The 22300-nt window shown below is 50.0% G+C and carries 26 protein-coding genes and 2 pseudogenes; 25 read left to right on the top strand and 3 right to left on the bottom strand.

Annotation, left to right across the window (positions count from 1 at the left end):
- The 17 genes and pseudogenes from H8S52_RS16635 (at nucleotide 1) to H8S52_RS16555 (ending at nucleotide 14850) form a co-directional block, all read left to right on the top strand.
- Nucleotides 1-465, top strand: coding sequence for an N-acetylmuramoyl-L-alanine amidase (locus H8S52_RS16635; RefSeq protein ID WP_186910245.1), 465 nt, complete (start codon nucleotides 1-3; stop codon nucleotides 463-465).
- Nucleotides 466-477: 12 nt separating this feature from the next.
- Entirely contained in the window at nucleotides 478-864 is a 387-nt protein-coding gene (locus H8S52_RS16630) for a hypothetical protein (protein ID WP_186910244.1), read from the top strand.
- Between the two features lie 24 nt (nucleotides 865-888).
- The gene (locus H8S52_RS16625; RefSeq protein ID WP_117741872.1) at nucleotides 889-1347 is read left to right on the top strand and encodes a hypothetical protein; all 459 of its coding nucleotides are present in this window, start codon (nucleotides 889-891) and stop codon (nucleotides 1345-1347) included.
- The gene (locus tag H8S52_RS16620) at nucleotides 1313-1636 is read left to right on the top strand and encodes a hypothetical protein (protein ID WP_259296497.1); all 324 of its coding nucleotides are present in this window, start codon (nucleotides 1313-1315) and stop codon (nucleotides 1634-1636) included. The genes H8S52_RS16625 and H8S52_RS16620 overlap by 35 nt, the downstream gene beginning before the upstream one ends.
- A complete protein-coding gene (locus H8S52_RS16615) occupies nucleotides 1636-2211 on the top strand; it encodes a hypothetical protein (protein WP_186910249.1) in 576 nt (191 codons plus the stop codon). The genes H8S52_RS16620 and H8S52_RS16615 overlap by 1 nt, the downstream gene beginning before the upstream one ends.
- 3 nt (nucleotides 2212-2214) lie before the next feature.
- On the top strand, nucleotides 2215-2703 hold the full coding sequence (locus H8S52_RS16610; protein WP_186910243.1) for a hypothetical protein: 489 nt from the start codon (nucleotides 2215-2217) through the stop codon (nucleotides 2701-2703).
- A 38-nt stretch (nucleotides 2704-2741) separates the two neighbouring features.
- On the top strand, nucleotides 2742-2948 hold the full coding sequence (locus H8S52_RS16605) for a hypothetical protein (RefSeq protein ID WP_117741875.1): 207 nt from the start codon (nucleotides 2742-2744) through the stop codon (nucleotides 2946-2948).
- Nucleotides 2945-6355 carry a viral A-type inclusion protein gene (locus H8S52_RS16600; RefSeq protein WP_186910242.1) on the top strand — a complete coding sequence of 1137 codons (3411 nt, stop codon included), beginning with the start codon at nucleotides 2945-2947 and terminating at the stop codon, nucleotides 6353-6355. The genes H8S52_RS16605 and H8S52_RS16600 overlap by 4 nt, the downstream gene beginning before the upstream one ends.
- A 1-nt stretch (nucleotide 6356) precedes the next feature.
- Nucleotides 6357-6821, top strand: a complete 465-nt coding sequence (locus H8S52_RS16595) for a hypothetical protein (RefSeq protein ID WP_117741877.1) — start codon at nucleotides 6357-6359, stop codon at nucleotides 6819-6821.
- Nucleotides 6822-6865: 44 nt separating this feature from the next.
- Nucleotides 6866-8938, top strand: a pseudogene (locus H8S52_RS20040) (hypothetical protein); the annotation flags it as partial.
- 845 nt (nucleotides 8939-9783) lie between these two features.
- Nucleotides 9784-10992 (top strand): hypothetical protein, encoded by a 1209-nt coding sequence (locus tag H8S52_RS16585; protein ID WP_186910241.1) that lies wholly within the window; start codon nucleotides 9784-9786, stop codon nucleotides 10990-10992.
- Nucleotides 10993-11021: 29 nt separating this feature from the next.
- Nucleotides 11022-11402 carry a hypothetical protein gene (locus tag H8S52_RS16580; RefSeq protein WP_117741879.1) on the top strand — a complete coding sequence of 127 codons (381 nt, stop codon included), beginning with the start codon at nucleotides 11022-11024 and terminating at the stop codon, nucleotides 11400-11402.
- Nucleotides 11399-12484: a hypothetical protein gene (locus H8S52_RS16575; RefSeq protein WP_016661646.1), complete on the top strand. Its 1086-nt coding sequence runs from the start codon at nucleotides 11399-11401 to the stop codon at nucleotides 12482-12484. The genes H8S52_RS16580 and H8S52_RS16575 overlap by 4 nt, the downstream gene beginning before the upstream one ends.
- The gene (locus H8S52_RS16570) at nucleotides 12481-13800 is read left to right on the top strand and encodes a hypothetical protein (RefSeq protein ID WP_186910240.1); all 1320 of its coding nucleotides are present in this window, start codon (nucleotides 12481-12483) and stop codon (nucleotides 13798-13800) included. Before H8S52_RS16575 ends, H8S52_RS16570 begins: the two co-directional genes overlap by 4 nt.
- Nucleotides 13801-13814: 14 nt before the next feature.
- Entirely contained in the window at nucleotides 13815-14045 is a 231-nt protein-coding gene (locus H8S52_RS16565) for a hypothetical protein (protein WP_186910239.1), read from the top strand.
- A 23-nt stretch (nucleotides 14046-14068) separates the two neighbouring features.
- Nucleotides 14069-14275 (top strand): hypothetical protein, encoded by a 207-nt coding sequence (locus tag H8S52_RS16560; protein WP_186910238.1) that lies wholly within the window; start codon nucleotides 14069-14071, stop codon nucleotides 14273-14275.
- A 29-nt stretch (nucleotides 14276-14304) separates the two neighbouring features.
- Nucleotides 14305-14850, top strand: coding sequence for a hypothetical protein (locus tag H8S52_RS16555; protein ID WP_186910237.1), 546 nt, complete (start codon nucleotides 14305-14307; stop codon nucleotides 14848-14850).
- Nucleotides 14851-14899: 49 nt separating this feature from the next.
- On the opposite strand, the gene H8S52_RS16550 is transcribed toward H8S52_RS16555, so the two are convergent.
- A complete protein-coding gene (locus H8S52_RS16550; RefSeq protein ID WP_131796851.1) occupies nucleotides 14900-15334 on the bottom strand; it encodes a hypothetical protein in 435 nt (144 codons plus the stop codon).
- A gap of 14 nt (nucleotides 15335-15348) precedes the next feature.
- Between H8S52_RS16550 and H8S52_RS16545 the strand changes: the two genes are divergently transcribed.
- A complete protein-coding gene (locus H8S52_RS16545; protein WP_186910236.1) occupies nucleotides 15349-15774 on the top strand; it encodes a hypothetical protein in 426 nt (141 codons plus the stop codon).
- Nucleotides 15775-15820: 46 nt separating this feature from the next.
- Here the strand turns inward: H8S52_RS16545 and H8S52_RS16540 are convergent, their stop codons facing one another.
- Nucleotides 15821-16267, bottom strand: coding sequence for a hypothetical protein (locus H8S52_RS16540; protein ID WP_186910235.1), 447 nt, complete (start codon nucleotides 16265-16267; stop codon nucleotides 15821-15823).
- Between the two features lie 14 nt (nucleotides 16268-16281).
- Between H8S52_RS16540 and H8S52_RS16535 the strand changes: the two genes are divergently transcribed.
- Nucleotides 16282-16548 carry a pyocin knob domain-containing protein gene (locus H8S52_RS16535; RefSeq protein WP_186910234.1) on the top strand — a complete coding sequence of 89 codons (267 nt, stop codon included), beginning with the start codon at nucleotides 16282-16284 and terminating at the stop codon, nucleotides 16546-16548.
- A gap of 6 nt (nucleotides 16549-16554) precedes the next feature.
- Here the strand turns inward: H8S52_RS16535 and H8S52_RS16530 are convergent, their stop codons facing one another.
- Nucleotides 16555-16923, bottom strand: a complete 369-nt coding sequence (locus H8S52_RS16530) for a hypothetical protein (protein WP_186910233.1) — start codon at nucleotides 16921-16923, stop codon at nucleotides 16555-16557.
- A 45-nt stretch (nucleotides 16924-16968) separates the two neighbouring features.
- Here H8S52_RS16530 and H8S52_RS16525 point away from each other — a divergent pair, with 45 nt between their 5' ends.
- From H8S52_RS16525 to H8S52_RS16500, 6 genes and pseudogenes are all read left to right on the top strand, one after another.
- On the top strand, nucleotides 16969-18165 hold the full coding sequence (locus tag H8S52_RS16525; RefSeq protein ID WP_186910232.1) for a site-specific integrase: 1197 nt from the start codon (nucleotides 16969-16971) through the stop codon (nucleotides 18163-18165).
- A gap of 279 nt (nucleotides 18166-18444) precedes the next feature.
- On the top strand, nucleotides 18445-18687 hold the full coding sequence (locus tag H8S52_RS16520; protein WP_117907504.1) for a hypothetical protein: 243 nt from the start codon (nucleotides 18445-18447) through the stop codon (nucleotides 18685-18687).
- Between the two features lie 72 nt (nucleotides 18688-18759).
- Nucleotides 18760-19404 carry a thymidylate synthase gene (locus tag H8S52_RS16515; protein ID WP_182416751.1) on the top strand — a complete coding sequence of 215 codons (645 nt, stop codon included), beginning with the start codon at nucleotides 18760-18762 and terminating at the stop codon, nucleotides 19402-19404.
- Nucleotides 19405-19499: 95 nt separating this feature from the next.
- Complete coding sequence (locus H8S52_RS16510) at nucleotides 19500-20354, top strand: DNA adenine methylase (protein WP_186910231.1); 855 nt, start codon at nucleotides 19500-19502, stop codon at nucleotides 20352-20354.
- Nucleotides 20355-20549: 195 nt separating this feature from the next.
- Nucleotides 20550-21893: pseudogene (locus H8S52_RS16505) on the top strand (DUF4982 domain-containing protein); the annotation flags it as partial.
- Nucleotides 21894-21920: 27 nt separating this feature from the next.
- Nucleotides 21921-22300, top strand: a 380-nt coding sequence (locus H8S52_RS16500) for an SDR family NAD(P)-dependent oxidoreductase (RefSeq protein ID WP_186910230.1), incomplete at its 3' end; no start/stop codon positions are given.

Here is a 22300-nt window from a genome sequence, read left to right as displayed (position 1 = left end):
ATGGCAAAGTTGAAGTATCTGGTAATTCACTGTACGGCCACCCCGGAGGGGCGTGAGGTGTCATCGGCGGACATCCGCAAATGGCATACTTCTCCGGTGTGCCGGGGAGGAAGAGGCTGGAAGCAGGTGGGCTATACCGACCTGTTCCACCTGAACGGGGGTGTGGAACGTCTTGTAGACAACAACGAGGACGCCGAGGTGGACCCTTGGGAAGTGACCAACGGAGCCAAAGGTTACAACAGTGTGAGCCGTCATATCGTATATGCCGGGGGAGTGTCCGGGGACGGGAAGACCCCGAAAGACACCCGCACGGCTTGTCAGGAGAAGGCGCTGGAGAAGTATGTGAAGGATTTCCACCGCCGTTTCCCGGATGTTCGCATTGTGGGCCATAACGAACTGGCGGCGAAAGCCTGCCCCAGCTTCGATGTACAGAAATGGCTGAAAGAAATAGGTATAAACCAATAAATCAAAAGACAGATGAAACGATTTCTATTATTTTTTGCACTGATGCTCGGATTCGTATCCGTGGCTTTTGCCCAGGATGGTGTGACCCCTGAGGCTGACTATGACGCGATGATTGCGACTTTTGCCGGTTTCGCCGGCGGCGTTGTCCTCCTTGTGGAGGGTATCAAGAAACTTTTTCCAAAAATGTCAGGCATCTGGACGCAGCTTGTGAGCTGGCTTACCGGCATTGCCGCCGCGATGCTGCTTTGGTGGCTTGATGCGGGCTTTGTGTCGGATGTGGAGTGGTATATCGCCCTTCTTTACGGTCTGGGTTCCTCCCTTGTGGCCAACGGCATTGCCGATACGGGTTTCATACAGTGGCTGATCGGCCTGTTCGTCAGAAAGGCGTCAGGCAAATAGCCGGTTGTCCGGCCTGGATGCGCTATGGATTTCAACGAGCTGCTGAACCTTGTCCTGGGCGGCGGTCTTGCCACCGCCCTGACGGCCCTGATAACCATCAGGCCTACTGTCAGGAAGGCGAACGCCACGGCCGAGACCGTGCGTATCGACAACGTGGACAAGGCCACGCGCATCCTGATAGAGAATATTGTCGAACCGTTAAAAGAAGAACTGAATGCAACAAGAAAAGACCTGCAGGCGAACAAACGCGAGATGGCACGGCTCAGGAAGGCTATTGACACGGCCAACAGTTGCCGCCATCATGACGATTGCCCTGTGCTTGGCGGGCTGCGCAAGCAGCAGGAAGAGCACGATGGCGGAGAAGATACAGACGGAAGCGGCAAGCGTCGACAGCGCGGGCGGAAGTCGGCGGGCGGGACTGGTGATGGCGGGGATACCGGCGAGTGCGGTGAAGCTGACGATACCGCCGGACAGCCTCCGTAAACTTCCTGAAGGTGCCGTGTACCGTGGTAAGAGCGGGCAGGCGAATCTGACCGTAGGCAGCGACGGCAGCGGGAACATCGTGGCCGAAGCCTCGTGTGACAGTCTGCAGCAGCTGGTGCTATGGTATGAAGAAGAGCTGGCGCGCATCCGCAGCGAGACCAGGAATGGAACTTTAAATGACGTTCAAACGGAAGAAAAACGCCCTCCGAACCCGGTACGGGTATTTATCATAGGTGTATTGGCCGGCTTGTTTGCCGGTGTGTTATTAACCATCAAACTGAAGAAATGATGAACAAGAATTTCATGTACGGCATCGGTGCCGTGAAATACAAGGACTTTGTGGTGGGTTACATCGAGAAAGGTTCGTTCGACCTGGGCGGCCAGAAACCCGAAGCCGCGAAGATTGAGGCTGAACAGGCGCCTGGAGCCCCGGTGCTGGTTATTCCTCAGAGCAACGGCAGCATTGCCCCCACGTTTAATGTAATCCAGATGGACTACAAGAACCTGCATGCACTGCTGGGCGGTTCGTTGCACTACAGGACAGAGGACAGCGAGAAGAAGAACCCTGTAGGCTGGACCGCTCCGCAGACCGCCATCCTGATGCAGGGACCGTGGGAACTCAGCCTGGTGTCCGGACAGAGCGTACTGATACCGAACGGTACGTTGCTTTCCAACCTGGGCGGCAAGCTGACGCTTACGGAAACGGCCAAGATAGAATGCACGCTTGAGGTGGCTATGCCGGAGGACGGTTCGCAGCCCTACGGTGTGTTCTATGCGGACGCCCTTCCGGATGAGTGGAAACAGTACAAGCTTCCGGCAGCGGAAGCAGCCGCGTCTGTACAGGCCAAAAGCAGAAAGAATTAAGGTATGGCCGACCGATTGGAACAACTGATAGAAATGGAATGTGCGGACGCGCTGCTTGACAGCGGCGTGTCCGTTCCTCTTAAAAAGTGGAAGCTGCCTTGGCTGAAACGCCCCGTGGAGATGCGTGTGACGATGAAGCGGCCGCGATTGCGGGGGCAGATATTGCTGGCCAGGGAATACCTGAAGATGGGTGTCAAGCCCGACTGGCAGCCGAAAGACAAGGCGGAGGAACTGGCCTTTGTGGCGGAGCATGGTCAGGCAGTGAGCCGGCTGCTGGCCTATACGGTATGCCGGGGCTACGTGTCGCGGCATGCGGGTATCGGTCTGACGGCCTGGGTACTGCGGAACTTCATAGAGTGGCGCTATCTGACGGCCATGTTCCGGACATTTGAGCGGATGATGGGCACGGAGGATTTTATGCGTATTATCAGGTCGGCAGCGCGGGCGAACCCGATGAAGCCGAGACTGAGCCGGGCAAGGAAGGGGAGTTAAGAACCCGTTATGAGGGTTCCCATAGCCCTTTCGGCTTCGTGTGGCAGATAGCGACCGCGACCGGTTGGAGTGTGGACTACATCCTGGACGGTGTGAACTACCAGACGCTGATTATGATGCTGGGCGACGCGCCCCGGTATGTGCGTCAAAAGCAAGGCAGCGGAAACCATGATTCCAGACCGGAGTCCAGCGCGGAAGATGAAGCGAATGATATTGTAGGATTTTTTCAAAGCAGACTGGAATGAGCAAACCTGTAGAAATTGAATTTTTAATGAAGGACAAACTCACGCCCGGCATGGACAAGGCCGAGCGTGAGGCGCTGGAACTGCGTAATACCGTCAGACTGCTGGAGGCTGAACTGGAAAGGCTGCGCCTTGCCGGTGAGACAGCCGCCCCCAACCTGGACCAGCGTGCGAACATCGTACAGATTAACGCGCTGGAAAAGACTCTTGAGGAGTTGCGTTCCAGGCTGAAGCAGCTGCAGGAGGAATCGGAATCCGTACAGGTTACGCCTGCGGATGTGCCCGACGCCCGACGCCAGCTGGGCGGCCTGCACAACAGCATCCAGCAGATAGCCCGTGAAATGCCCTCGCTGGCCATGGGACCTCAGATGTTCTTTATGGCCATCAGCAACAACCTGCCGGTTTTTACAGACGAGCTGGCCCGTGCCCGGAAGGAATACGACGAGCTGCAGAAGTCCGGCAAAAAAGGGATACCGGTATGGAAGCAGGTGCTTTCCTCCCTCTTTTCATGGCAGACAGCGTTCACCACCGGCATCATGCTGCTGGTGATGCACGGTGACGAGATCGTGGCGTGGACAAAAGACTTGTTCAGTGCCAGGAAAGGTGTGGACGAATTCAACATATCACTCAGGGAAATGACCGAGATAGAAAAGGACGGCCGCGCCCAGATGGTGCGTACCCGTTTCGAGCTCAAATCGGTCATCGACGAAATAAAGAATTTCACCGGCAGCAAGGAACAGGAAAAGGCCAAGGTGGAGCAGCTGAACCGCAAGTACGGGGAAAGTTTCGGTTATTATCAGACCTTATCCGGGTGGTATGACACCCTTATCCAAAAAAGCGAGGACTATGTGCAGGTGCTGCTTCATCAGGCCAATGTCCAGAACCTTGTCAACAAAGCTGCAGAAGCAGATGAAGAGGTGAATAAAATCAAAGCCCAGAATCCGGACGAAGTGGAAGGCGCACATGGCGGATTTTTCCGCTTTATGGCCAAAATGGGAGCCCATCATGTCGGGCTTACCCCACAAGAAATGGATGCGGAAGTGGACAAGGAGAATGAGACCAACAAGGCAGCGAAAATCAAGGAGGCAGAGGCGAGACGCGAAGCTTACCTGACAAAGGCCAAGGAAGAGGCAAAGAAAGCCGCAGAAGCAGCCGGGAAAGGGAATATCGGCGGACATACCGACCCCGAACAGTCCGGTAAGAATGCGGAAGCGGAAGCCAAACAGCGGCTTGCCACCGAGCGCAGGCTGGCGCAGGAACTTGCGGCACTCCAGGCCGAGAACCGGAAAGAGGAAATAGACCGCATGCAGGCCGGCACCGAAAAGAAACTGGCACAAATCGAATATGACTATAACGCCCGGAAAGAAGAGATAAACCGGCAGGAAGCCGCCTGGAAGCGTGAGAACAAGGAAGCCGGCATATCCACCGGCGGGAACGGATTGACCCCGGAACAGACAGATGCCCTTGTTGCAGCCCGCGATTCGAACGACAAGAACCGGAGTACTGCCATTACGGCCACCTTCGAGGAAGAAAAGGAAAAAGAAGGCCAGGCCATGCGTGACTACCTGTCGGAATATGGCAACTACGAGGAAAAGAAACTGGCTATTACTGAGGAGTATGAAAAGCGTATTGCTGCAGCCACCACAGAAGGCGAACGGAAAACACTCCAGGAAGAATTGAAGAAAAAGATGGCCGACTTCGATATGGAGGAACTGAAGGAAGGGCTGGACTGGGAAGCCGTGTTCGGTGATCTCGACAAGGTGTCCACCGAAAGTCTCCAGTCCCTTAGAATCCGGCTGAAGGAATATATCGATACGCAAAAGGAACTGCAGCCGGACAGCCTGAAAGACCTGGTCCGTGCAATAGATTCGATCGACAAGAAACTGAACGAGCGCAATCCTTTTACAGCGTTGAGGACATCCATGTCACAGGTGAAATCTGCGACTATATCCGTCAAGGAAGCGCAGGATGCCTACAACAAGGCGGTGAAAGAAGGGACTGAGGCCGAGCAGAAGAATGCCAAGGCGGCCCTGGATGCCGCCCGGAATACGAAACAGAAAGCGTTGGCCGAAGCCACGGATGCTCTGCACGGCAGCGTGGGACAGGTGAAGGAATACGTGGGAGTCGCCGAGGATTTGCTGGGACTGGCGGGACAGTTCGGCATTGATCCCCCGGAATGGATGGGCGAATACCTGGAGGGTCTGGGGCAGACGCTGGACGGATTGGAAAGCATAGACCTGACAAAACCGATGAGCATCATTACCGGCGGTATCAAGGCGGTAAGCGGAGCGGTGAAGCAGGTGTTCAGCCTGGGCGGCATCATCGACTGGAACGGCAGCAACGCGAAGGAAGTACAGGCCACCATGGAGCGGCTGACCGACCGGAATGAGATGCTGCAGACCTCTATTGAGGATTTGACCGACTCAATCAGGCGGGGCCAGGGCGCGAAGAGTGTGGCGGCCTACCGCGATGCATACAGGATGCAGCAGGAGACAAACTCGAACTACCTGCAGATGGCTATGGCGCAGGCCGGTTACCACGGCAGCCACCATTCCTGGAACTACTACTGGGGCGGATTCAGCCAGGCGCAGATTGACAAACTGAGCGGGCAGATAGGCCGCCAGTGGGACGGGAACCTGTGGAGCCTGAGCCCGGAGGAGATGAAGGCACTACGCAGCAACGTGGACATGTGGACTCAAATCCAGAACACCGGCAAGGGCGGCTACGGCGGGCGACTGACCGAGAAGCTGGATGACTATATAGACCAGGCCGGCAAGCTGGAGGAGCTGACCGATAATCTTTATGAGGGTCTGACCGGAATGTCATTCGATTCCATGTATGACAGTTTTGTAAGCAGTCTGATGGATATGGAGAAGAGTGCTGAGGATTTCACTGATGACATATCCAAATATTTCATGCAGGCAATGCTGTCAAACGCCATCGGTGAACAGTTCAGTGACAAGCTGAGGGCATGGTATGACAGATTCGGTAATTCCATGGAAAATGATGGTAAATTAGACCCTGATGAAATGGATAAATTGCTGAATGGCGACGGAGATTTTATGGGTTGGAACGAAATGGTGGAAGAGGCCATGAAGCTCCGTGACGAACTTGCCGCCGCCACGGGCTACGACAAAGTGCAGGAGGAAGGCACGGTGCAGACGGGCAAGCCCGGCGCTTTCACCGCCATGACGCAGGAGCAGGGCACGAAGCTGGAGGGCATGTTCACCGGCGGTCTCCGGCATTGGGCAAGCATGGACAGCGGCATCGAGAACGTCGCGGAGAAGATGAGCGCGGCCGAAGGATACCTGGCTAAAATAGAGGAGCACACCAGGCTGGGTACCGCCTGCCTGGGCGAGATAAAGGAAGATATACGTACGATAAAACGTGACGGTATAAAATTTAACTGATATGGCAGATATACTGAGCGGTCTGGTGCTGGTAAACGGCACGGACATCTGGACTGAATACGGTGTATTCCTGGTGGAAGACCGGCGCGGCGGCATGGAGAACCTGACGGCCATCCTGACCCCGAGCAAGGCCAAGAAGGACACGGCCGTGGATATACGGGAGGAGCACGGGGAGAAATACAGCGCCGTGCTCACCCCGAGGAACGAGGCGCGTGACGTGACGCTGAACTTCGCCCTGTTCAACCGGACAAAGGCGGGATGGATGAGACAGTACTTCGCCTTTGTGAACTTCCTGAAACAGGGGAAAGACGGCTGGCTGGACATCAGCCTCCCCCAGTTGGGGCTGCAGCTGCGGTTGAAATATGCGGACTGCACGAAGTTCACCCCGCTGACCTATCTGTGGAGGGAGGGAGTGCATGCGGGCAAGTTCAAGGTGAAGTTCCGTGAACCCGTACCGGTCATCTGACGGATTAAAAAGACATTCAAACGGCATTTAAACGATAACCGAACATGATTACGATATACGACAGGAAAGGAAACAGGCGGGCGGACATCGCCGCTGATGACAGCTCGACCCAGCGGAAGGAGGTGCAGGGTGACAACGTGCTGGCCCTCTCCTTCACGCACCATGCCCATATAGCCGTCGATGTGAACGACTACACGGACTTCATGGGCGAGCGTTACTGGCTGACGGAACGCTACACGCCGAAGCAGGTGAGTGAAGGCGAATGGCGCTATGACCTGAAACTGTACGGCATCGAGAGCCTCGTCAGGCGTTTCCTTGTACTGGAGACGACGGACGGCGATGCCGAACCGGTGTTCACGCTGACAGCCACGCCGCGGGAGCATGTGGCGCTGGTGGTCAGTGCCGTCAATGCCGGCATGGGGAATGTCACCGACTGGAAGGTCGGGCAGGTTGACGGTACGGAACTCATCGTCATAGATTACGAGGGGATGTACTGCAACGAGGCACTGAAGGCGATTGCCGAAAAAGTGGGCGGCAAGGCCGAATGGTGGGTCGAGGGGCAGACGGTGAACGTCTGCCGCTGCGAGCACGGGGAAAGCATCACGCTGGGTTACGGCGGTGGGCTGGTTTCCCTGGAACGCGTCACGGGCAGTACGGCCGGGTTCTACACCCGCCTGTTCCCGATAGGCTCCTCGCGCAACATCGACCCGGAAAAGTACGGCAGCAGCCGCCTGATGCTTCCGGGCGGGAAGAAGTTTGTCGAGGTGGGCGTTGACGAGTACGGCATATTCGACCGCTACGAACGCGATGCCTTCAGCGGTATCTATCCCAGGCGTGTGGGTACGGTAAGCGGCGTGCGCAGCAAGGAGGTGAAGGACAAGGACGGTGAGCCCTATACGGTATATTATTTCAGTGACGCTTCCCTGGATTTCGACCCGAACAGTTATGAACTTCCCGGAGCGGTCAAGCGCGTATCGTTCCAGGACGGTGAGCTTGCAGGGCTCGGCAAGGATGACGGACACTATTTCGATGTCAATTTCGACAGCGATACCCGTGAGTTCGAGATTGTGACCATCTGGCCTTATGATGACGGCATGCAGCTTCCGGGTGACACGCTTGTCCCGAAGGTGGGCGACCGTTATATAATCTGGAATATCCGCATGCCCGACGAGTATTACCCGTCGGCCGAAAAGGAGTTCAGCGATGCCGTAGACAAGTACAACCGGGAACACTGGCAGGACATCGGCGTCTACAAGGCCCCGACTGACCATGTATGGGTTGAGGAGCACGGTGCGGACCTGTTCATCGGACGGCGTGTAAGGCTGGAGAGCCGGAAGTATTTTCCGGATACCGGCTACCGTGACAGCCGTATCACGAAGATTACCCGGAATGTGAACCTGCCCTCGAAGATGGACCTGGAGATAAGCGACGCCCTGAGTTCCGGAACGCTCGAACAGATACGGGACGGCATAACCGGGGTGCAGAACTATATCCGTGATGTCGCATCGTCCCTTCCCGATATAATCAGGACCGGCGACCGTACCCTTCCGACGGACAACAACCTGTATTCGGCACGCCGCTGTCTGTATGACTTCTTTTCCCGGTTATATCCGGACACGGCATACGGTACGAAAACCTTCATGGACCCGGTAAGGTTCGGCGAATTCGTAGACAGTATGATTGCCGGCAAGGGTGCAGGGATATTTCCTGATGGTAGAGGACAATTTGAACGGTTGGAAGTCCGCGGTTCACTATCAGTGCTTGACTTGATAATAAACCAGATTCAAGGAATGGAGTCTGACTACTCCTTCACCGAGATTGGCAAGATAGAATCCGTGGAGGATTTGGGCGAGAGCACCTATCGTTTGAAAATAGAGAAACGCACGGATTTCGACTTCATGAAGTTCCAGGAGAATGATGTCTGCTTTTCCATCATTAATACACTGCTTACGGGCGGTTCCGAGTATCATACAAGCTGGATGCGTATTCTTACTACCAATGCGCAGGATAATAGCATAACGGTCGTGCTCTATCCGGACAGCGAAGTGCCGGGCGGCACGAACTATCCGCCGTTGGCCGGTTACAACGTAACCCGCAGGGGTAACAGTACGCTTCCTGAGGCAGGCGGCTTTAACGGGCGGGCACAGTCGTGGATGATTTCTTCACGAGAAGGTCGGATTATGTTCTTGTCCAATGTCTATAAGCCGATATTGGAGGACTACAACTATGCGCTTACAATTGGAAAACTCCCTAACATCAAGGCACTCGAAAAACTGCCGGTGACAACCGAAGATGTTGGCATCGTTGCACAGACGGTCATTGCCGAGAAATTCTATCAGTTCGATTATAACGGTGATGTCATTCCCAGCAAGGTAGACCGGGGGATCTGGTCGCTGGAAACGGCCCAGAGCGGCGCTCCTTATCGCTTTGTACAGCACGAACTGTCGAAACCTTCCGGCAGTGAATATACCCTGCTGGAACAGCATACGGTCTACCACCTTGGCTGCAAGTGGGGCTGTCTGTCAGATAAGACAACCGACGAACCGAAATGGAATTCCCCGTCATGGGGACTCCTTGAGGGCGACAGCAGGTATTCGCTCCAACTCTCCCTATCAGGCGGGGAGGCATTCGTCATAGGCGGTGTGGATGAGGTAATTTCCGGGCGTATATATTTCGGAACTACGGATATAACGGATGATGTGATGGCGGACGATGCTACCGAAGTGGAGTGGTTCCGCAACAGTGGCAATGTACCGGCGGACAACCTCTGGACGCCTGAGTATGTGGACGGAAACAGGCTTGCCATCCATATTGACAACGGGAACCAGCACGGGGTCGGTTCGGATTTCGGTTTTGTCAGCAAGTCCGTGATATTCACCTGCCGGGTGTTCTTTCCGGTAAACGGCAGGTTGGAGGAAGTGGATAAGAATTTAGGATTTGACATCGTATAAGAATTAGGTATATGGGATTAAAGAGTAACAAGCAGTGGGGCCGTATTTACGTTGCCCCCCTTTCCCTTCAGGGAGAGATAATAGTATTGTCGGGCAGTCCCGTGCAGACGTATGACAAGCAGCTGCGGGAATACAGCCCCGACCGGACCCTGACACCGCTGGTCATCGTGCCGAAGGTATCGGCGTTCGATGAGAAGACGGTATTTGGTGAAATGGAACTCACGGGGGTGGAGTGGTTCGAGGGCGCACCCCGTGACAAGTCGGCCAACCGCATCGTCGAGGGTGAGTATTACAGCATTTCCGACGGCAGCGGCGGTGTGCCCAAATATGCGCTTACCATCCGGAAGAACATTCCGCCGGAGAAGCCGGTGGAGTATTTCGGTATCGCGATATTCACGGACCCGCGCACGAACCGCGAGGTCAGGGTCGAAAGGAGCATCAGGTCGTATTCGCACCTGTACGACAACAAGGCGTATTCGTTGCGCCTGAAGGGTGATACCGTGATGGTGACCGACCCGCTTCGCCTGGCCGACCGTTCCGGTTATTGGGACAGGGAGATAGAACCGCAGCTCTATACGGGTACTGAACCGGTGGATGATGAACACGCCGCATACTTCTGGGACATCCTCGAAGACGGAGCATACCGCCCTGTTACGCCGGATGACCCCGGTATTGTCTGCCACGATGGGAACGGTGTATATACAAGAAAGCTGATGTATCAGGCGAAGTATGTCACTGGTGCAAGTTTCCGTTGCCGTGCCTGTGAATATGCGGGCAACAGACCGCAGGCTCCTACTGACGGGCGGCTGGAAGTGGTAATTGAGGTAAAGACGGAGATGGCCGTTTCCTTAAATTGCGAAATTATCCAGACAAAGGGTTTTACACTTTCCGATGATATGAAGCAGCCGAGCGCCTATGAAATACGCATCTTCGACAACCGCCGCGAGTACGGTACAGAGTACGATGACCTTTTCCGCATCACATGGAAAGGCCAGAGTGCCAAGCCGGGCGAGCCGGAGAAGGTGCTGGCAACCGGTGGGCGGACGTTGGAGTTCATTCCGGCGGACAAGGGTTTCCCGGCAAAATATATCTTCCATGTGCGGGCGGAAGTGGGGCTTCTCATCGGTGAGTCCCTGATGGGCGATGAGGAAGGCGCCGTTATATCCTCGCAGATTGACGGAAAGACGGTATTCATTGCCACGGGTCCGGTATATGAATAATTGAGTAACAACTTTAAACTTTAATCAATATGTACGTAATTGTAGAAAAGGCAAAGCTCGAAGGCAAATTCTTTGGGATAATGAATACCCTTCCGGACGGCAGGGTGTACATTCCTATCAGTGAGATGCGGAATGTGGGTACTCTTCTTGACATCGACATCATCGGTTCTGCACGTGAGTTAAAGGAACTGATAGAGAAACAGCAGGAAGCGATGCAGGGTACGGAGGACATTGACCCCGGTTTCAGTGTGACACCCGAAGAGGAAGAGGAAATAGACCCCGGTTTCAGCCAGGAGCCGAATCCGGACAGCGACAGCGGGGCGTCGGAAGAGGGTGAAGGCAGCGTGACCGGTCCGGAACAGCCGGCCGGGGCAAAGACTGACGGAAAAAGGAAAGGAGGCCAGCGATGAACCAGAATCAAGTGACCGCTTCACTGGCTATCGTGGCGGTGAGCAACGGAACGACCGTCAACGGGTATGTACGCGTGGACAATGGTCCGCTTATCCAGGCATGGACAAAGGGTAGTGACAAGTATACGCCGGACTTTGAAGCGTTGGCGGAGGACAAACGCCCTATTGTCATCGTCGTATTGCGGGATGTGAGCAGCGGGCGTATCCTCATCCCTTCCAAACTTGTATTCAAGTACAACGGTACCGAACTTGCATTCGGGGAGGATGGGCTGTGCAATACGGAACAGTTTGTCGGCATGTTCAAGCGCGTAACCGGGTATAATGTAAGTGTAGACTCGCAGTCCTATCCCATGACGGGACTTCGGGTGATGAAGAACCTCGTGCCCATCTCCGGATATGACAATGACCGCATAACCGTTTCCGGGGAAGTTGAAATCGGCGGGCATACGGTCGCATTCAACGAACTTGCAACTGATGTTGTTATTCAGGAAAGTTCCGGTAAACAGTATGAGTTATTCATTACTTCTGACAAGGGTACGCAGATAATCAATCCGTCCGAAGTGCTGACATTGAAGGCATCGCTGTACAGTGGCGGAGACCTTATCAACGATTTGGGGAACATTACGCTCCAATGGAAGAAGCAACTGCCATCGGGAGAGGCCAACCTCGGAACTCAGGGAACCCAAAACATTGCCGCGAATGATATTGACGGTTCGCTGGTGGTAAGTTGTGAGGCTGTGCAGAATGCGAAAGTCATTGCAAAGGGCTTCATTACCGTGTTCGACCTCTCAGACCCTATACTGGCGGCATTCAAGGTCAAGGGGCTTTCATCGGACGGGCAAATATATCCGGGAGAAACGGGAACGCTGACGCCGTATGCCTATAAACGCCAATCCGGAGAGGAAGTGGCGGTGGCAAGCTGGGACTTCGCCACATTCGACGGTGAAAACAATCCGTTCACGCTGTCGGGAAAGGACAGCAACAAGTTCCAGGGCAAGGACATCGCACTGACCTATACGGATGCGGCGCGGGCCAAGACATTCAGAGTAATTGCAACGAACACTAATCCTATTGAGCTATGATGGTGACAGCAGTTTTGAGTGTCGTGGCTGTCAGCGAGCCTGACCCGGTGGAATACGTTGACATCGAGTGCCAGCCGGCTGCCATCTCTGTGGACTGTAACAATGTACAGATGGTGCCGCTGAAGCTGAAAGCCCTGCACCGCAGCGGGGCTGATGCGGCCCTTCTGGATGTATTCTGGCGGCTGCATGTCCAGTCGGCCGGCAAGGACCTCGGTACGGCGGATTCCCCCGATGCATCGTCCGAATGGGAATACTACCTTCCGTCTGACAAGTGGGGCAATGCGGATTCGGTGATTGTGGAAGCGTACCGTGATAGTGCCCGCGAGACCCTTCTTGCTCAGAAGAGGGCCAGCATTATTCGGCAGAATCCGTCCCCGTTCCCGGTCGAGGGTGACTGGAAACCGCTGCCGTTCAAATACAAGAACGGGGAATATTTCCTGGATAAGGAGAAGGGGTTTGTATTCATGTGGATGAATCCTGTACCGGGAAACAGTGAGATGCACCCGTTCTTTGACGTAGCCCAAAATCCGGACACTACTTCCTGGAAATCCATCCAGGAATACCCGCTACTGGGTACGCAGCTTTTGCTTGCCAGGAAGATAGATGCAGACCTCATCGACGTGGATAATCTGCGGGTGAAGCACCTGGATGGCGCAGACGGGGAGTTTACAGGCAGTGTTACCGCGACCGAAGGTTATATCGGTGCATTCAAGATAACCAACAGAGGACTTGAAAACGAAAAGGAAAATCCGACCGCGACATTGAGGATAGGCAAGGATGGCGGGAAATTTTTTGAAGTGAATGTCTCGTCCGGGGCAATGTGCCGTATTCGTGGAGATGGGATTACGGCACTTAGTTTGGATGCCTACGGTGACCATTCAACCGGTGTAAGAGTGATGGCCCAGGCCGGATATGATACTTGTGCGATAGAAGCATTGGGTAATGTAGATTTGAATGCCAGGAGCGGTGAATCGGTAAGAATAAGCAGATTACGGGCTTCCGGATTAGCAGCGAATGTCCGCAATTTAGGCAGCAGTATGATGTCTGCCCCACCGAGCTATACGGTCAGTGATACCGATGATATTATCATATATGGAGGACCGGATATAAGCTTTGACCCTACCCTGTTTCTTCCAAGGTCAACTACTCCAGGTCGGATTGTATATTTGAAGAACCAGTTGAACCGGAATGTTTGGGTAAAAGGTCCCCTGATGAATGCCAATAACAGAGGCACAACGAACGCTTCTTCAATCAATCAAATATCCTGCTTTTTCGTTTTTGACGGTAGTCATTGGATTCATTTTTACTGTGGATAATGGTTATGTTGGATATGTTTTTAAGAATTAACGACAAGCTGCTGCATTTTCTTGCATGCCTTGCCATCACGCTGACAGTGGGTGAACTCTGTGCCGTTACGGCAGGCGTGACGAAAGAAGCCGCTGACTGGATGTATAAAAAGAATTGCAAGGTCGGTTCGGGCTGGGACTGGCTGGACATACTTGCGGATGCTGCCGGCATAGCGGTCGGCAGCGTATTAAGGAGATTGGTATTCGATTATTAATATTAATATTAATAAAAAGGATTATGTTAGACACATTATTGGTTGCGCTGGTTATCCTGGTAGATACCGCGCAGGTAAAGGAATTTCCGCAGAAGGCGGAAGTCGAGTTCAAGAAAAACGATTTAAAAGAGAATATCATTAAGTCAGCCTTGAATTTCCATAATAGCGGGAAGAAGGACGATAAGACCTGGAACTGGAAGATTCAGGATGTGGTGTTCAGAAAAGATTAAAACAATGTTCAATTTAAATTTAAATCATCATGGGAGCTATAAAAACAATGAAGGAAGTCGAAAGCGCACTTCCTCAGAAAAAAGAGATAAATTATGTACGTGCTTTGGATAAGGACGGCAATCCGATTTTAATCAGTAAAGAGGACTTGGCGCAAGTTGTGGGAGAACTATTACCGATTGCGACCCCAAGCAAGAACGGTTTAGTCGATAAAGAAATGGCACCATCAAGCGTTGAAAATGGAGTTTTAAAAGTCAACCTTATTTCAGAGTATGGAACTCCTACATTTTTAATTTCAATATATAGTGCAGCAAGTATAGGAATTTTTCTTCTTGCTGCACAAACCTACAATCAAAAACTTGGAGGAAAATGTGTGTGTATCGGAGAAAATAATCTTTCCATATATGTTGGTACTAAGAATATATACATAGAACCTCATGAACATAGTAATATGAACGTTTGTATTATTCCTTTATCAGACCATTCTGGAGTTGAAAGCGTTGAAAAAATGGAGTTTGAAGACTTAGATGCAATCAAAGATAAGTTGACAAAAATTGTGCCTATTGCATTGGGGTAATAGATTAGTAGAAGGTTAATACCCTTCTACTAATTCTGTTTTACATTGCCTACAGAGTATCAACATCTACCGCTTGTGTACAGCCTTCAGGAAGAGACTCCTGCTTTTCCAGGTTGAAATAAAAGTCTTTTGCCATGTGGCTATAGCTCAATATAGACACAGTTATATTCGCAGGTGCATCAACATACACATTAATGCCCTTTTCGTTATATTTGGCGTAAAACTTGGCTTCCTGGGTCCCTTTTATTAAGGATTTGTAGTTTGCCTTAAAATTCTCGGTACCAGTTCCTATTATCTGCAACAAAGAAACCCCACATTGCTTGAAAGATGTATTATTTACTGAAATAAGGAAGGTGCATAAAAAGTTATTATTGGGCAGTGTTCCAATGCACCATATTCCGCCACTATTTGAGAAATTAGGTATCAAATTATACTTCTGCAATCCGTTTTTCTGAGAAGTAGCGATACCAATCAGTTCTCCCACATCCGTAAATCGACGTGGGAGAACTGATACCAGTGGCCACCTTTCAAAAGAGTGGACTTTGGGATAAGAAAATGGTTCCAACTCGCATGAATGCAAAATGCTTATTAATGACTGTCAATCAAGAATGTGTGGTTAATTTCTTAATCTCAACCCGACACACTTATATAGCCCAAAATACGCTTGCTGTTGTACAGGTTATGTATGGCGTAGATGATAAATATATTTCGGTTCGCTATCACTACTTAATCCCTAAAAGTCATGAGCTGATTCTTCTTAATTTAAAGTATAAAAAAACAGAAGATAACCGCTTGAATATCTATATTGAAAGCAATGACCCGGTAGTTTCAATCCTATCTACATCAGATTTCTCGAGACTGGAATTAAAGAATGAACTTATTTCCGAATTACCTCAGGATGCAATAGATGCTGTTGAAGTATGATTAGGGTATAATGGTCGGGAAATACAGTTCCCGGCCATTATAACAGTTATCTGACAATACTGCTTTCAACTGGTATTTCTGTCAACTCTTCAAGATTGGGAATATCTGCATTCTCTGCCAATATTGTAGCATTTTTGCCAATGAAAATAGGTAGGAAACTTAATGACAACCAATTGCGGGTGATATTCAAATAATAGTGAATAACATTCTCCTCTTTCTTACTGTAAAGCTTGAAATCAATACTTTGGCTTCCAAAAGAATATACTTTCCCATAAGGACTGCTGGCTGATTTATGAGACACTAAGGATATGTAATATAGATAACCTGGAGCGCCCACTAAAGAAGCTGCCGAAATGAGTTCTATCTTTCCACCATTACACATCGCCAAATGAAACCAGGTATCTGTTTCCGGTCTCGAAAGTTCGAATCTCACATTATTTTTATTGGCCAATCCTATTTTTTCAAGACTAACAATACCAATCAGTTCTCCCACGTCGATTTACGGATGTGGGAGAACTGATGGATAATGGAGCCAATAAACAAAGGAATACCACTCTTTCTGATGGGGACCAATATACAACACCTGGGGTATACTTTGTTAATTTATGGGGCGCATGGCAAAATATGCCAGTCAGTAACTGTTTTGGTCTATTTGAAGTACGCAATATTGGTGGCAATATATTACAGCGTCTTACCACCAATAAAAGCCAGATATTCTTTCGCATAAAACAAAATAATCAGCCATTCAATCCGTGGCCAGCTGTCGCACAATGAACCTCATTATAACGTCTCTGTTATCTCCGTGAAGCTATCGTCAATGAAACCAATATCTTCAATTATATCGCATTGGGTGCGGCAATCGTATTTTAAATCAACGGATTGCCCTTTTGCAATGGTAAATACTACGTAAACATCCCAATTTTTATAAAGCACTTTGATGTCAGTAAATTTGGATGGTATGGAATAAAACTCTCCGACTATTCCGTCAGAAGGCACTCCATTAGAGTAGGTAGCCAATCGAATCCCTACGTTGTAGAAATTATGGTTTCCAATGATATTAAGACTTATTCCGTCCCATTGGGCTGAATGGGAATAGTGTAATGCAAAAGAGTTTATAACACGTAATTTTTTCCATATCAGTTCTCCCACATCGGTTTGCAGCTTCTCGTCCAAAAAAGTACATTTGGCTTAAAAATGGATAAAATAAAATACCGCTTAGTGTATAATCGAAAGAAGCAGCTAAACAAACAGGGAATGGCCCTTGTGCAAGCTGAAGCCTTGCTTAACCAACGAAAAGTATACTTTAAAACGAACATTTATCTGAAACCTGAACACTGGGATAAACAAACTTCTCAAGTGTGTAACCATCCTCAGGCGAATGACCTGAACACAATGCTATTCGAGTTTATTTTACACTTGCAAGCCATTGAGCTATCCCTATGGAAGCGCAGCATTCCGGTTACCTTGTCATTGCTGAAGGATGCTATCAGAAAAAACAAGCCGGTCAATGTCACTTTCCCCGTATTTGCCAGAATCTATGTGCAGGAATCCGACCGTAAAAGAAGTACCAAGGAAAATCTTCTGACAACGATAACCGTACTTCAGGAGTTCCGTCCCGGATTGGATTTCAAAGACATTACCTATACTCTTTTAAGGGATTTTGAAGTGCATTTGAAAGAGAAGGGAAATAGTGTCAATACGATAGCCAAGCATCTCCGGCAGCTTCGTACCTTGGTGAATGAAGCCATTAATCAGGGTTATATTCCCTCTGATGCTTATCCTTTCAGGAAATTCAAGATAAAGCAAGAGAAAGGGCGAAAAGAGTTCCTGACACCGGATGAACTGCGGAAGTTGGAGAACTTGCAGGTCTCCGACAAAAGGCTTCGCCATGTACTCGATGCCTTCCTGTTCTGCTGTTACACCGGTCTGCGCTATTCCGATTTCTGCCAGCTTACACCTGAGAACATTATTCGTGTGAATGGTAAGCGGTGGCTTTATTTCAAGTCTGTCAAAACAGATGTGGAGATAAGACTTCCGCTACATCTTCTGTTTGAGGGTAAGGCATTGGCTGTATTGGAACGTTACGATATAGTAACAGATTTTGCTAAAATCGGACCTAATTCAGAAGCCAATAAGCATCTTGCCCAATTATCTGCCCTTGCCAGGATAAGGAAGCACATAACCTATCACCTTGCCCGTCATACTTGTGCGACCCTGCTTGTTCACCAAGGTGTTCCGATAACCACCGTCCAGAAGCTGTTAGGTCATACTTCCGTCAGAACTACGGAGGTGTATTCAGAGGTTCTTTCTAATACGATTATTCGGGATTTGAAGGCTGTAAAAAGGAAGAAAAAAACACCTGATTTTAGACGCCCGGTAGAATGTGGGTAGAATGTATGGAAGCTACTAATATTCTACTTTTATTTTTGAAAGGTATAACATTAGGAATAAAATATTGTACTTTTGTAGATATAGAAATAATTAAATAAACAGTTGTATTAAAAGGTCTGGGAAAGTTAAAAAGCCCCCGGCCTGGTTAATATAGACGCCAATCATTTATTAACAATACGAGCGAACCCGCACGACCGGGGGCATAGACCCTTTGTCGCAGGTTCGCTTTTTGTATTTTAATAAATGATTGGCACTGCAAAGATATAATTTTTTTGTTGTATGAAAGTAATTGAGATATTAAACTTTAACCGGGAGCTACTGAAAAGGCTCCAGGCGGTCGGCATCCGTCTGGAAGATGCCCGGTATATCGACCTGTATGCGGATTATACCCGCCTGCTGGATCATGGTGAGAAAGTCTCGTATGCCGTAGCTGTACTGTCCGAGAAGTATTCGGTGAGCGAGCGTAAGATTTACGCCCTGGTGAAACGGTTTCAGAGCGACTGCAAGACGCTTGCAGTGTGAAAAGGCTGTCTTCTGCCGTTTGGGGCACCGTTTTCCCCTATCTTTAGGGTGTTTCAATATTAGAAGGAGGAAATGGCTATGAATAAGTATTACCGTATCCTGGACAAGATTCTTGTCGCGGGAAAGACACAGACCAACAAGAAGGGAAACATACAATACCTTCTGAATGAGCAGTTGTCGCTGGCACCGGCGGACTTGCTTGACATATTCGAGGGGCATAATATCGCCCGTAAGAAACTCCGTAGCGAGCTCCAGCTGTTCATGCAGGGGGAACGTAATGTGGAGAAGTACCGGGAGGCCGGTATCAATTGGTGGGATTATTGCGGTTCCATCCTGGTGAATAGTTATCCTACTTATTTCGAGAAGTTGCCGCCATTGATAGCGAAAATCAACCGGGAGAAGCGCAACAGCAAGAACTATGTGCTTTTCCTGGGTGAGACTGGTGCCGAAAGTAATCAGGCACCCTGCTTGAGTCTGGTACAATTCCAACTGGATGACGGGGAACTGGTTCTGTCTGCCTACCAGCGCAGCAGCGACGCGAACCTCGGGCTGCCTTCCGATATTTATCACCTGTACCTGATGGCGCGGCAGATAGAACTTCCCCTGAAGTCGATCACCCTCTTTTTAGGAAATGTACATATTTACGAGAACAATATCCCGGGTACCCGTGCACTGCTTGCCGGTGACGAGACGGTCCGTTTCGGGCTGAACGTGTAGTTTGCTGTATGTGTCTTGCAGCGGGAACCGTTTATGTTTTCCACTGTTTTTCGTTTATTTTGGAGAACTTTGCGGCCGTTTTAAGGCAGAATGAAATGAGAAAGATGTATTTATCCGCCCCGCTTCCTTTCATGGGGCAGAAACGCATGTTTGCAAAGGAATTTATCAAGGTACTGGGACAGTTCCCGGACAGCACCATGTTTGTGGACCTGTTTGGCGGTTCAGGTCTGCTGTCACATATTACCAAATGTGTCAGGCCTGATACTACCGTTGTGTATAACGACTTCGATAACTACCGCCGCCGGCTTGCGAATATCCCAGCCACCAATATGCTGTTATCCGATTTGCGCCGGATAGCTGAAGGGGAACCCAAAAATAAACGTATAACCGGGGAGGTTCGCGATAAAATGTTAGCCCGTATTGAGAGGGAGGAAAAAGAGCACGGCTACGTGGATTATATCACGATTTCAGCCTCCTTGTTGTTCGCCATGAAGTATGTGGTCAGTTTGGAAGAAATGAAGAAAGAAGCCATTTACAATAGAATTCGGCGGGCTGATTATTCCGAAGCGGAAGATTACCTGAAAGGGGTTATGGTTACCTGCAAAGATTACAAGGAAGTGTTTAAATGTTACAAGGATATTCCGGGCGTGGTATTCCTGGTTGATCCGCCATACCTTTCCACTGAAGTGGGAACTTACAGGATGTCCTGGCGTCTGGCTGACTATCTGGATGTGCTAACCGTTCTGAAAGGGCATTCGTTCGTATACTTCACTTCAAACAAGGCCTCCATTTTAGAACTGTGCGACTGGATGGACCGCAACCCATTTGTTGGCAGCCTGTTCAAGGAATGCAGGAAAGTGGAGTTTAGTGCAAGCGTAAACTACCAAGCTAAATATACAGACATGATGCTATACACGAAGCCGGATAAAGTGTTAGGTATAGCAGCTTAACACTGCATAAAGATAGTGAATTATTTTGAATCTGCAATGGCTTTTAAATGATATTTTAAGGTCGTTTTAAGAGGGTTCAAGTGAAAGAAAAACGGTGGGCTTTGGTCGTGTAGAATAGGACCGCGCTCACCGTTTTTCTTGTACGCGTCGTTTTTGTACTTTTTGAAACGCATCGTTTTTGTTAAGCGGCACGTCTGGTTTTTCCGGATTTATACTGGATTAAGGGTAAGTGCAGGTGGTACGAAGATTATCTTCTCAGATTCCAATACACACTATCGCGGTGAAGAAAATTATCGTCGTAGTGGCGTAACAGATCCCATGCGCATAGAGAAAGATGCTTTCTTTGCCCATCAGGTAATGTGGAACGGTTGGGTAGATACGGATAAGTATCAGACCTATATTATCGGACATTGGAGTTATCCCGAAAATACGGTGAAACCGGTATATGTCGTATCGAATGGCGAGCAGGTGGAACTGTTGTTGAATGGAAAATCCCTGGGTATGGGAAAACGTGCGTATCATTTTCTTTTCACTTTCGATAAGGTAGCTTATCAACCGGGTAAACTGGAAGCGGTAAGTTATGACGGAAAAGGTAAGGAGGTAAGCCGTTATACATTGTTCACAGCGGGCGAAGCCGCTTGCTTGAAACTTACCGCTATGCAGAACCCTGAAGGTTTTCATGCGGACGGAGCGGATATGGCTCTGCTTCAAGTGGAAGTTGTGGATAAAGACGGCAGGCGTTGTTCGTTGGATAATCGCACGGTACGGTTTACCTTGAAAGGTGAAGCCGAATGGCGTGGCGGTATTGCACAGGGAAAAGACAATCATATCTTGGATATGAACCTTCCGGTGGAATGTGGTATCAACCGTGCACTCATCCGTAGCACGACCAAAGCCGGTAAGATTGTTGTCATGGCCGAGGCGAAAGGACTTCCGCCTGCAACGCTTACGCTGCAAACTGTTCCGGTGAAGGTCGTGGACGGGTTGAGCGGCTACTTGCCTCAACTGACTCTGAAAGGAAAGTTGGATAAAGGGGAAACACCGTTGACTCCCTCTTATAAGGATATTAAACGCGACATAGCCATTGTATCCGCTGAAGCGGGTGCTAACCAGACTGAAACGGGAAATAGCTATGATGACAACGAGTTGAGTGAATGGGCGAATGACGGTCAGTTAAGTACCGCTTGGATAACTTATACATTAGCTGAAAAGGCAAGTGTTGATGACATCTGCATCAAGTTGAACGGATGGCGTTCCCGTAGCTATCCTTTGGAGGTGTATGCCGGAAACGAATTGATTTGGAGCGGTAACACGGAAAAGAGCCTGGGATATGTACATTTGGAAGTGGATAAGCCGGTACGTTCCGATAAGATAACCGTCCGCTTGAAAGGAAGTACTACCGATAAAGATGCTTTCGGGCAAATTGTGGAAGTGGCAGGCGGAGCGGCCAATGACATGGAGAAGAAAGCAAAGGCGAATAAAGGAAAACACAATCTTCGCATTATAGAGATTGAGTTTCTGGAAAGCATTAAAGAATAACTAAGCGATATATTTAAAACGGAAGATATGAAAAACTTATTCGACATTAAAAACAAAGTAATCGTCATAACAGGCGGTTGTGGCATTTTAGGAAAAAACATCGCCAACTATCTGGCCGAGCAAGGAGCTAAAATCGTGATTCTAGACCGTGTGGAAGAGGCAGGCAGGGAACTGGAAGCCGAACTTAACCGAAAGTCCGAAGCCCTGTTTCTCGTAACCGACGTACTGAACAAGGAAGTGCTGGAAGAAAACAAGAAAGCCATCCTCGAACGCTTCGGCACTATCGATGTGCTGCTGAACGCCGCAGGCGGCAACATGCCGGGCGCTACCATCGCTCCGGACAAGACCGTGCTCGACCTCGATGTGGACGCATTCCGCAAAGTGGTAGACCTGAACCTCTTCGGTAC

The sequence above is a fragment of the Bacteroides sp. NSJ-48 genome (genome assembly GCF_014287405.1).
In the GTDB taxonomy this organism is placed as follows: Bacteria; Bacteroidota; Bacteroidia; order Bacteroidales; family Bacteroidaceae; genus Bacteroides; species Bacteroides stercoris.
The sequence above is the reverse complement of the archived record's forward strand: the minus strand, read 5'-3'. Positions and strand labels throughout refer to the sequence as shown.